The sequence below is a fragment of the Kribbella sp. NPDC006257 genome, assembly GCF_040613535.1.
Taxonomy (GTDB): domain Bacteria; phylum Actinomycetota; class Actinomycetes; order Propionibacteriales; family Kribbellaceae; genus Kribbella.
In genome coordinates this window covers 39200-50442 of sequence record NZ_JBEXSJ010000055.1, presented here as the reverse complement: position 1 = coordinate 50442, position 11243 = coordinate 39200, and the positions used below count along the sequence as shown (strand labels likewise).

Sequence of the window (11243 nt, the reverse complement as noted above, 5' to 3'; positions counted from 1 at the left end):
GCATCATCACCGCCTCAAGCACGAAGGCGGCTGGGAGATCGCCGCCAACCCCGACGGCAGCTGGACCTGGACCAGCCCCACCGGTCGCAGCTACCGCAACAACCCCGTCATCTACGACCCACCACCGGACTCCTCCGGGTAGTTCGCATGGTTCGGCCCAGCGGCATCTTTCGACCCATCGGTGGATTCGCCGCCGAGCGGGGAGACGTGCGGTCGGATGTGGGGTCAGCCGGTGATCTGGGTGGCTAGTTTTTCTGCGGCTTCCTTGGTGAAGGTGCCGGAGATCTGGACCTGGCCGTCGGTGATGGCCGACTGGACGGTGGGGGCGGTGACGACCGAGCCGTTGACGACGATCGCGATCTGGTTGTCCGGGGGTGTTTTCTGGGCGAGTTCGGAGGTGAGGGCGCTGAACAACTTCTTGCCTTCGTCGTCGAAGCTCAGCAGCAGATACCACCGGTCGTCCTGCGACTCGGCCTTCACCGAGCGCACGTGGCTGCCGTCGACCTCGACCTTGCCGAGGGTGTAGCGGTTGCCGTCCGAATCGCAAGCAACGCCTTGCTCTGCGGGCGTCGCGCATAGCCCCTGCTCGGTCTTCACCACTCGCCGGAACTCGACCACCCCTGCACTCTTCGGCGCGCTGTCGGTTTTCGAATCGCCGTTACGCAGCAGCACCACAGCACCGATCGCCAGTACCGCGACCAACGTCACCCCGAGCACCGCCACCAACACCAACGGCCCACGACTCCGCTTCGGCGGCCCGTACTGCGGAACCCCGTACTGCGGACCTCCGTCCTGCGGAACCCCGTACTGCGGAGCCCCGTCCTGCGGCGGCTGCGAACCCCCACCCTCATGCACCATCCATCCAACCTATCCGCCCCCAGAGTCACGGCCCGGGTGCTCCCAGTTCGTCGTCCGGATCTGGACGGAACGGCAAAGTGCCTCCGCGACCAACTCGCCCCGGCGTACCGCATCAGTTGTGGTTAGGCTTTCGCCGTGGAGACGTTGGCCAGCGAGGTAATTCTGCGGCCGCTGGCTCTCTCGGACGTACCGACCTGCGCGGCCTGGGCGCTGGACAATCTCTTCTGTGAGCATGCCGGGTGGACGGCGGATGCCGTTGTGGCGGAGGAGCATTGGCGGAAGCTGATCACCCAACCGAAACCAGACCATCTGCGACTTGCGGCGGTTGCCGGGGAGCAGGTCGTCGGGTACGTCGACTTCGCGGGAGACGAAGAGCGCAGACGCGAACTCGGGTACGTCGTCGGCCCGTCCGCGCGATGGGGCCAGGGTTTGGGCGGGACAGTGGCTCGGCGGGGACTTGAGCACGGCTTCGGGGAGCTGAAGCTGGACGAGATCTGGGCCGAGGCTGTCGACGCAAATGAGGCTTCGATCCGGATCCTCACCTCGCTCGGCATGATCGAGACCGGTCGGGGCGAGGACGAGATATTCCTGGGCGTGCCGAGTTTCTATCGGCAGTTCGTCATCGGTCGCGGTGACTTCAGCGTTCGGGGCGCGTCTCTATCCGGATGACGGTTTGCTGGCCGGTGGCGATGAGGATGCGCTGGGTGGGGGTGGCTGCGAAGACCTCCAGATTGCAGACGGTCAGGGTACGGCCGGAGCGCAGTACGGTGCCGACGGCTTCCAGATAGTCGCCTTCGGCAGGGGCCAGGAGGTTGATCTTGTATTCGACGGTGAGGACCGAGGAATCCTCGGGGAACAGGGTGAAAGCCGCGTACCCACCGGCGCTGTCGGCGATCGCGCTAGTGGCGCCGGCGTGGAAGTAGCCGTGCTGCTGGGTCACCTCAGTACGGCTCGGCAACTGGATGTGGACACGGCCGGGTGCGATGTAGGTGAGGCGGGCACCGAGATGCTCCATCAATCCCTGCCGTTCGAAGCTGGATCTGACACGATCCTGCACTTCGATGGTCGCCTGCTCTTCCATAGGTCTCCCCGTCTAGCGCATCAGTTGTTCGGCCACTAGAGCTACGCCGAGAACGGCCACCACAATGCCCGAGATCCGGCTCACCAACAGGGCGGCGGCTGGACGGGTTCCGGCTGACGGGTCATCACTCGCGATCTCCCCGACTTCCAGCGCCTGTACGACGAGCGCCTGGCGACCCTTCCCGGCGTACGCCGCCTCACCTCCACCCTCGTCATGAAGAGCATCGTCGAGAACCGCCCGCTACCTCTCTAACGCCCGCGCCAACTCCGCCGAACGGCTCTCCAACCACCGCAGCTCAGCGGCATAGAACTCCAGCGAGACAGCTGAGTCCTCGGCACCAAGACCCCAGTAGAAGACATTCGCGGCAGCCCGCAGCTTCGCCTGGACAAGCGCAGGCAGCACCGAAGCACGGTCCAGCCCGCCATACGCATCGACGAACAATCGGAGACGGTGGCCCAGGTCGGGCAGTGGATCGAAGCCGGTTTCGGTGAGCGCCTGGTCGGTGTCGAGAGGTAGATACGCCCAGGCCGCGGTAGCAACATCCACAACGCGATCGACCGGCTGACACGCGTCCCAGTCGATGAACGCCACTGGCAATCCGTCGCGGTAGACGGTGTTCCACGGTCCGAGATCGCCATGCGTCATCACCTCGCCGGGACGCAAGGGATGCGGGTGAAACTGGTAGTCCGACTCGCGTGAAGAGAACCCCGCACCGGCCTCGTGCAGTTCGCGAAGCAGCACGGCCGTCGCGGCAAGACACTCATCGGACCGAATCTCCGCTGGTAGCAGATTTCCCTTGCCGGGTTCCCAGTTGGGATCCGACGGCACCTCGCCCGCGACATAGCTCAGTACCTCGGTGTCGCCCTCGACCCCCAGCACGCGTGGCGCACCGGCGAACCCGACCTTCTCGAGATGCCTCAGATAGGCATGAACTGCCGGCGACCACGGACCCGTCGGACGTCGTACGGTCTCGCCGCGGCGGGCCACACCGGGGCTCATTCGGCCGCCCTGCAAGGGTTCGTCGGTCATGGAAGCAGGCTACGGCGAAACTCGGATGCGTTTTGTCGGTGGGCGCAGCTACGGTCTGTCAGGTGTTGACTCTGTTCCGGTATGCCTTGCGGGCTTCGCCTCGCAGCACAGCTCTGACCATGGGTCTGGCTATGCTGGGATCCCTGCTGGGCATGGCGGTTACGCTGCTGACCGGGCAGGTCGTCGGTGCTGTTCCGGACGTGATCAACGATGCGCCTGGTGCGATGTCGCTGACCACGTTCGGGTGGCTGCTCGCCGCGCTGCTGGTGGTGTTCGTCGTGGACAGTCTCACGCCCGCGGTTCAGCAGGTCGCTTCGCTGACCATGGATGCTGCGGTCAACCGCGAGATCGGCGTGGGCATTACAGAGCCGTTGCTCCGGCCGCGCCGGGTCGAGCACCTCGAGGACACCGAAGTACTGGACCTGCAGGAGCGGGCCAAAGGCAAGGGTGGATTCCATCTGGCGCAGGGCCTGTCCCAGTTCCCGCATGTGCTCGCGAGCCGGGTCACCCTGCTGGGCTCCACAGTCATCGTCGGCGTGATGTTCTCCTGGCTCGTCGCCGTCCCGCTCTGCGTGGTCACGATCGGGCTCGAGCTGTTCACCGGCAAGATGGTCGAGCGCGAGATCGACGTGTGGTGGGGAAACACCGAGGAGCAGCGGCGCGCCGGATACCTGTTCGACCTCGGCATGCGGGATGCGCCCAAGGAGCTCCGCGTCTTCGGTCTCCACGATTGGCTCGTACGCCGGTATGCCAGCGAATGGACCGCCGGCATCCGCGCCGTCTGGGCGAAGCGACGAGCGAATGTCTACTGGTCCATCCTCGTCGGCCTGGTGCGTCTCCTCGCGAACGGCCTCGCCATCGTGCTGGTCGGCCGCGCCGCGCTCGACGGCGACCTGCCGCTGACCCAGGTCGCCACCACCGTGCCGGCCATCCTCGCCGTCGGGATGTCGATGAACGGGTACGGCGTGGCGCAGGTCCGCCGCGGTCTCTCGGCGTTCCGGGCGATGGAGCAACTGCCCCGCACGATCGCCGAGCGGCATCCGGAGCCGACCACGATGACCGAGCGGAGCGCGACGACCGGGCGGACCGCGACGACCGGGCCGAGCGCGACGACCGGGCCGAGCGCGACGACCGGGCCGAGCGCGACGAGCGAGGTGGCCGCGACGACCAGGCGTCGCGTCGAGACCATGCCGGCCCGCGAGATCCGGTTCGAGCAGGTCAGCTTCCGGTACCCGGGTTCCGAGATCGACGTCCTCCGTGATCTCGACCTGACGATCCGCGCGCACGAGGCACTCGCGCTGGTCGGCGTCAACGGAGTCGGCAAGTCGACCCTCGTCAAGCTGCTCGGCGGAGCCTATCGACCGACCACCGGACGGATCACGGTCGATGGTGTCGATCTGGCGGAGCTCGATCTCGCAGCCTGGCAACGCCGCGTCGCCGCGATCGTGCAGGACTTCCTGCGCTTCCCCTTGTCGGTGACAGACAACGTCGTGTTTGGTGCCGTCGAAAGGATCAACGACAAGGCCGCACTCGCCAAGGTCGCCCGCGAGTCGGGCATCGACGACGTGGTACGCCGATTGCCGGGCGGCTGGGACACGATTCTCGACAAGACCTTCGATGGTGGCGTCGACTTGTCCGGAGGTGAGTGGCAACGCGTCGCCCTGGCGCGGGCGCTGTTCGCAGTACAGGCCGGGGCCGGGGTGCTCGTACTGGACGAGCCTGCGGCCGCGTTGGACGTACGGGCCGAGGCCGAGCTGGTCGAGCGATATCTGGAGCTGACGTCGGGGGTGGCGTCGCTGATCATTTCGCACCGCTTCTCGGTCGTCCGCAATGCCAACCGCATCTGCGTACTCGAAGGCGGGCGGATCGTGGAGGACGGAACCCACGAGCAGTTGCTGGAACAGGACGGGACGTACGCCGCCCTGTTCCGGCTGCAGGCTGAGCGATACGTGAGGGCGGAGGAGGCGGCCAGCGATGCGTAGTCTTCGGATCATCGGCCTGTGGTTGTCTACGTCGTTCTGGGCCGCACCGTCGCTGATGGTGGCGTCGGCCGTGCTGGTCGCGGCGCGAGCGGTCACGGCACCGACGCAGACGTACGGCGTGAGTCGGCTCGTCGACGGTCTGGCGACCGGACAGCGGGACACGATCGGGCTCGGCATCGCGATCATCGTCGCCGGTCTGGCGGTCTCGTTCGTCGCCGATGTGGTCGGCTTCCCGCTGCAGAGCACTGCACAGGAGCGGATGGAAGGCCGGGTGCACGCCGATCTGCTGGATCTGACGACGAGGATCCCGGGTCTGTCGCATCACGAGCGACCTGATGTCTCCGACCGGCTCGAGCTGGTCCGGGAACGCGCATGGCGGATGGGCGTGGGCGCCGAGGTGCTGCTCTGGCTGATCGGGACAGTGGCCAACACCGTGACGGTGCTCGGGCTGCTCGGGTCGGTCCATCCGCTGCTGCTGTTGCTGCCATTGCTCGGCACGGCACGGATCTGGTCGGCGTACTTGAGCAGCACGCGGCAGCAGAAGGCCTGGGAAGACTCGCAGCCCCAGGAACGGCTGGTCGGGCGGCTCATCGACGTGGCGAAGGACCCGCGGACCGCCCTCGAGTTGCGGGTCTTCGGTCTCGCGCAGGTGCTGCTGGACAAGATCTTCTTCTTGCAGACCGAGCGATTCCGGCGCCGGGTCGACGCGGCGCGCTGGGGTGGCAAGGTCGACGGAGCGGTGCGCCTGGTGTTCGGTCTCGCGTACGCCGGCGCGGTGGTCTGGGTGGTCGGCCGGGCGCGGGCCGGTGACGCGACGGCGGGCGACGTCGTACTGGTCTTGTTGCTGGCGCCGCAGGTCGATCAGATGACCGGCGGGATCGCGCAGAACGTGTACTGGGTCGGCGAAGTCGTACGGAGCTTCGGCCGCTTCGACTGGCTGCGGGAGTACGCGAAGAACAACTCGTGGAAGGCGAGCAAGACGCCGGCGCCGCCGCGGCTGACCTCCGGCATCGAGCTGAAGAACGTCGGATTCTCCTACCCTGGAAGCGATTCCGCTGTCCTCAGCGATGTCAGTCTTAGTCTGCCGGCGGGCTCGGCGATCGCGTTGGTCGGCGAGAACGGTGCCGGCAAGACGACGCTGGTGAAGCTGCTCGCGCGGATGTACGACCCGACGACCGGGCAGGTGCTCGTCGACGGGACCGACCTCGCTTCGATCACGCCGGAGGCTTGGCGAGCGCAGCTCTCCGCCGGATTCCAGGACTTCGTCAAGTTCGAGCTGCTCGCGCGCGAGGTGGTCGGGATCGGCGACGTCGAACGCGCGGCGGACGAGGACGCCGTACGACGAGCAGTCGCGCGGGGTGACGCGACGTCGGTCGTCGCCGGGTTGCCGAAGGGCCTGGACACCCAACTGGGCAAGAAGTTCACCGACGGCGTCGAACTGTCCGGCGGCCAGTGGCAGCGCCTCGCCCTGGCCCGAGCGTTCATGCGCGAACGACCCCTGCTGTTGCTGCTCGACGAGCCGACTGCCGCGCTGGACCCGGAAGCCGAGCACCGCCTCTACGAGCAGTACGCCGCCGCGGCCAAGATCGCTGCTGCCGAGACCGGCGGCATCACCGTCTTGGTCTCGCACCGCTTCTCCACCGTCCGGATGGCCGACCTCATCGTCGTGATGCACCAGGGCCGGGTCGAGGAGATCGGCAGCCACGAGGACCTCCTCGCCACCGGCGGTCGCTACGCAGAGTTGTTCGAGCTCCAGGCCCGCGCCTATCGATAACTTCGCTTCCCCTTGGCGCATCTACAACGCACCAGGACACCGGGTCGCCGGATCGACAGATACTTCAAGGCATAGATAAAGGGGTGAATTATGTCTAGGCTGTCGGCCGCAAGCGCATTCCCGCTGATGTCGAGGAGGACTCGTGAGGCGATCCCGTTCCGTCATAGTCAACGCTGCCGCGGCGGTTGGCATGCTCGCGGCAGGCAGCCTGCTCGCGGCGAGCGGGGGCCTGGCCGCCACCGCCAGGCCGGCGCCCGCTGGGCCGACGACGGTCAGTCGGCCGGACCACGGTGCCGTCACCGGTACGTACTCCAGTGGCTCGGCCCAGCAGTGGCAGCCGCTGCCGACGACGCACGTCGTACCGGATGACGGTGGCGCTGGTGACGCCACCGTCGTCATCGACCCGAGCACGCTGCGGCAGCGCTACAGCGGTATTGGCTTCTCGCTGGACGAGACCAGCGTCTCCAACCTCTGGAAGCTCACGCCGGCTGAGCGGGACAAGGCGATCAAGCTGCTGGTCGACCCGAGGACCGGTGCCGGGTTCGACCGCTTCCGGCTGACCATCGGCAGCCCGGACCTGATCGAGCACCTGCCGTTCTGGTCGTACGACGAACCGCCGGCCGGCGTGGAGGACTGGAACCTCAAGTACTTCTCGATCAAGCGGGACGTCGACCTGCACATCGTCGACACGGTCAAGCTGATCCAGCGCTACAACCCGCGGGCGACCTTCTTCGCCTCCGCGTGGAGTGCTCCGGCCTGGATGAAGACCAACAACAAGTTCCTCGGCGAGGTCGCGCTGAAGCCCGGCAGCACCACGTCGTACTACCAGGTCGGCAAGCTCCGCGACGACGCCATCGAGGTGTTCGCCCGGTACTACGTGAAGTACGTGCAGGCCTACGCGAAGTACGGGATCAAGGTCGACGCCCTGACCCTGCTGAACGAGCCCGGTATCGACGTGGTCTACCCCGCGATGGACATCAGTGTCGAGCAGCAGCAGAAGCTGGCGATCGCGATCAAGCGCGAGGTGAAGCGCGCGCACCTGAACACCCAGCTCTACGTGCACGACTTCAACTTCTACGACTGGCGCGACCCGAACAGCACCGAGACGAAGAACTACTACCGGATCCTCGACGACCCGAACGCTGCCAAGGCGGCGGATGCGATCGCCTTCCACCCGTACTGGGGTGACCCGAAGGTCATGCGGGACGCGTACGAGCAGACCGGCAAGCCGGTGCACATGACCGAGACGAGTGACCTCAACCCGGCCACGATCCTGAACTACTTCCGGCTCGACGCCTCGTCGTACGTGATGTGGGCGCAGACCACCGACCAGGACGGCGGCACGCTGCACTGGACGCCCGCGCGGGACAACAACCTCGACTGGGACGAGGTCGCCCGCACCACCAAGTGGCCGAACCGGCTGGTGAAGGTCGACACCACGACCAAGACCTTCACCGTGCGCGATGAGCTCTATGCGATGGGCCAGTTCGCCAAGTACCTCACGCCCGACGACGTCCGGGTCGAGTCGAGCGCGACCACGAACGGCATCAGCAACGTCGTCTACAAGGACCGCGGCGACCACTTCGTCGCGATCCTCGGCAACAGCAATGCCACGCCGAAGACGGTCAAGGTCGTCCTGGCCGGCAAGTCGTTCACCGCGACGGTTCCCGCGAACTCCTATGCGACCTACCGCTGGCAGGGCGACGTCCCGTCGGCACACGGCAACCACGCGCCGGTAGTCCGGCCTGTAGGCGACGTGGTCGCGGATCAGTACGCCACGTCGTACGTGCAACTGTCGGCAACCGACCGCGATCGCGACAAGCTCTCGTACTACGCGATCGACCTTCCGGACGGTGTCAGCCTCGACGCGCGGACCGGACTGGTGACGCTGCACCCGACCTCGGCCGCAAGCCAGGATCTGAAGTTCCGGGTCACCGATGGGGCGGCACACGCTGAAGTCACTGTGCACGTGACAGTCACGCCGCATGGCACTCCGATCGGGGAGAAGGTCGAGGCGGAGTCGTACGTCGCTCAGCACGGCTGGACCGACGGTGGTGCGAACTTCATCGAGAGCAACCCATCGGCCAGCGGCGGCAAGAACGTCGGCTGGACGGCTGCCGGGAATTGGCTGCAGTACCGGGTGGATGTCACGCAGTCTGCGACGTACGACGTGGAGCTTCGCGTCGCGAACGGGACGGGTGCGGTAGCGACCGATGCGATTTCACTGCGCGATGCTGCCGGGAATGTGCTGGCGAAGGTGTCGGTGCCGGATACGGGCGGCTGGGCGAACTACCAGTCGGTGCATGCGCAGGTGACGTTGCCTGCTGGGGATCAGCTCGTCACGCTGTTCTGTGAAACCGGTGGGTTCAACGTGGATTACCTCAAACTGAGTTAGACGAGGTCCGCGTCGTGGGCCAGGATGGCGAGTTGCACGCGGCTGTTCAGGTCGAGCTTCCGTAGCGCGCGCGTCAGATGGGTCTTGACGGTGGCAAGGCCGAGATCGAGCTCGTCGGCGATCTCGGCATTGCTCTTGCCCTGGGCAACAGCTAGCGCGACGTCGCGTTCCCGGCCGGTCAGCACGCTCAAGGTCGTGACGGCTGCTTCCCGGCGACCGTCACGATCGGTCGAGCTCACGTAATCCATCAGCTGACGCGTCGACTGCGCCGACAACACCGACTCGTCGGCAGCAACCCGCAGTACCGCGTCGACGATCTCCACTGGGGCAGCATCCTTCAGCAGATAACCAGATGCGCCGGCGCGCAATGCTTTGAGCAGATATTCCTCGGACCCAAACGTAGTCAACATGATCACCGCCGGCGGATCATCACGCCGCCGGATCGCCGCAGTAGCCGCAACACCGTCCAGCACAGGCATCCCGATATCCATCAATACGACGTCCGGCCGAACATCCCGTACGGCGTCAACCGCCTCCCGCCCATCACCCGCCTGCCCCACCAACTCCAACTCAGCCGTACCACCCAACATCGCCGCCAACCCAGCGCGCACCAACGGATCATCGTCCACCACCAAAAGCCGAACGGTCATCGTGCGTCCTTCGGCCAGGGGAGCCAGGCGGAGAGACGGAACTCGCCGCTTGGCGTCACGCCGTGCTCGAATCGACCGTCTGCCAGCGAAGCGCGCTCGGCGAGGCCGATCAGGCCGACCTGAGACCCCGGCCCACTCGAGTCGCGGGAGCCGCCCAAGCCGCCCGAGCCGCCTGCGCCGTGCGGTCCGGGGGATGCGCCTGTGGCCAGCGGGTTGGTGACCTCGATGGTTAGGCCTGTGCCGGGTTGTCCGCCTACTGCGGCGTTGACGGGTTGGGTGGGGGCGTGTTTGCGGGCGTTGGTGAGGGCTTCTTGGATGATGCGGTAAGCGTGGCGGCCTACGGAGTCGGGGACCGTGGTGAGGTCGAGAGCGACGGCAACTTCTAGGGTCATGCCGGCTGCGCGGGACTCGGTGATCAGGTCGTTGAGCTCGGCGATTCCTCGGCGTGGGCCTTCGACGGTGTGGTGGGAGCGGAGGACGCCGACGATTGCGCGGAGGTCTTCGACGGCCTCTCGGGCGCTGGTGCGGATCACGCCGGCTGCGCGGGAGAGTTCGGCGGCGGGCATCTCGGGGCGGAACTCGACGGCGCCGGCGTGGACCGAGAGCAGCGACAAGCGGTGGCCGAGGGCGTCGTGCATTTCTCGGGCGATCCGTTCGCGTTCCTGGCGTTGTCCTTGCTCGACTCGTAGCTTTTGCTCGGTTTCGGCGCGGACGGCGCGTTCGGTGAGGGAGGCCATCAGTTCGCGGCGGGTGCGGACGACGATGCCCCAGGCGGTGAGCGCCAGGCAGCCCAACGCGGTGATGCCGACGGCAATCCAGTACGACGCTTCGCCGGACGGGGGATAGATCCAGAACTGAACGATGCCGGAGGCAACACCTGCTCCGCAGAGCGCCAGGCTGACCTCCGATCGGCGATGTACCGCGGCACTGAACAGCGCCAGCACGCTCGGACCACCGACAGGCGGGAAGAACACCGACAGCACAATCAGCACGACCGCCAACCCGACCGGCCACTTGCGCCGCACGGCCAGCGAAAGCGCCGACGCGATCCAGGTCGCCAGGATCAGCCACCCCGGCGGGTCGAACCTCGCCGTACTCGCCACGTCCCCAAGCCCGAGCGCGCCAAGCAGGAATCCGACCACCACAAAGGTGACATCCACGACCCGATCCCGCGGGGTGGGCCGGTCGTAGCCAGGCGCCGCCCGGGAGCCGGGCGTGATCAAAGCAGCAAGAATCCCCGTTTCCGCCTGCCTCCGCACCCTTTCCAGGGTACCGGCAGGGCGTTCCACGCCTGCCAACCCCGCACTCCCTGCGTGGTAGCGGCATGGCACACCGCGCCTGCCCACGGTTACGACGGTTGCGCCGATCTTCTGCCCACCAGCGGCGGCCCCACCTTGCAATCCCTGCGTGACAGTGGTTGCATCCACGCCGCCCAGCAGTGCGAGGGTCACACGGGGGTCCACCTTTAGTTGGC

Annotated in this window: 10 protein-coding genes; 5 read left to right on the top strand and 5 right to left on the bottom strand. The window is 66.7% G+C overall.

The genetic code is table 11. From position 1 onward, the window contains the following. Window positions 1–225: 225 nt before the first annotated feature. Complete coding sequence (locus ABZ004_RS38555; protein ID WP_355686966.1) at window positions 226–858, bottom strand: hypothetical protein; 633 nt, start codon at window positions 856–858, stop codon at window positions 226–228. 135 nt (window positions 859–993) lie between these two features. On the opposite strand from ABZ004_RS38555, the gene ABZ004_RS38550 reads away from it, so the two are divergent. Next, entirely contained in the window at window positions 994–1527 is a 534-nt protein-coding gene (locus ABZ004_RS38550) for a GNAT family N-acetyltransferase (protein WP_355686964.1), read from the top strand. Here the strand turns inward: ABZ004_RS38550 and ABZ004_RS38545 are convergent. Next, window positions 1496–1939, bottom strand: coding sequence for a PaaI family thioesterase (locus ABZ004_RS38545; protein ID WP_355686963.1), 444 nt, complete (start codon window positions 1937–1939; stop codon window positions 1496–1498). The genes ABZ004_RS38550 and ABZ004_RS38545 overlap by 32 nt on opposite strands. A gap of 123 nt (window positions 1940–2062) precedes the next feature. Here ABZ004_RS38545 and ABZ004_RS38540 point away from each other — a divergent pair, with 123 nt between their 5' ends. Further along, window positions 2063–2191 carry an Lrp/AsnC ligand binding domain-containing protein gene (locus ABZ004_RS38540; RefSeq protein ID WP_355686967.1) on the top strand — a complete coding sequence of 43 codons (129 nt, stop codon included), beginning with the start codon at window positions 2063–2065 and terminating at the stop codon, window positions 2189–2191. Here ABZ004_RS38540 and ABZ004_RS38535 read toward each other — a convergent pair. Next, window positions 2180–2968, bottom strand: coding sequence for a phosphotransferase (locus ABZ004_RS38535; RefSeq protein ID WP_355686961.1), 789 nt, complete (start codon window positions 2966–2968; stop codon window positions 2180–2182). The two genes, ABZ004_RS38540 and ABZ004_RS38535, sit on opposite strands and share 12 nt — an antisense overlap. A 152-nt stretch (window positions 2969–3120) precedes the next feature. On the opposite strand from ABZ004_RS38535, the gene ABZ004_RS38530 reads away from it, so the two are divergent. The 3 genes from ABZ004_RS38530 (at window position 3121) to ABZ004_RS38520 (ending at window position 9119) form a co-directional block, all read left to right on the top strand. After that, window positions 3121–4950, top strand: a complete 1830-nt coding sequence (locus ABZ004_RS38530) for an ABC transporter ATP-binding protein (protein ID WP_355686959.1) — start codon at window positions 3121–3123, stop codon at window positions 4948–4950. Continuing rightward, window positions 4943–6724, top strand: coding sequence for an ABC transporter ATP-binding protein (locus tag ABZ004_RS38525; protein WP_355686957.1), 1782 nt, complete (start codon window positions 4943–4945; stop codon window positions 6722–6724). The genes ABZ004_RS38530 and ABZ004_RS38525 overlap by 8 nt, the downstream gene beginning before the upstream one ends. A 142-nt stretch (window positions 6725–6866) precedes the next feature. Next, window positions 6867–9119: a carbohydrate-binding protein gene (locus ABZ004_RS38520; RefSeq protein ID WP_355686956.1), complete on the top strand. Its 2253-nt coding sequence runs from the start codon at window positions 6867–6869 to the stop codon at window positions 9117–9119. Here ABZ004_RS38520 and ABZ004_RS38515 read toward each other — a convergent pair. Further along, a complete protein-coding gene (locus ABZ004_RS38515; RefSeq protein WP_355686954.1) occupies window positions 9116–9769 on the bottom strand; it encodes a response regulator transcription factor in 654 nt (217 codons plus the stop codon). The two genes, ABZ004_RS38520 and ABZ004_RS38515, sit on opposite strands and share 4 nt — an antisense overlap. After that, window positions 9766–11028: a histidine kinase gene (locus ABZ004_RS38510; RefSeq protein WP_355686952.1), complete on the bottom strand. Its 1263-nt coding sequence runs from the start codon at window positions 11026–11028 to the stop codon at window positions 9766–9768. The genes ABZ004_RS38515 and ABZ004_RS38510 overlap by 4 nt, the downstream gene beginning before the upstream one ends. Window positions 11029–11243: the final 215 nt, after the last annotated feature.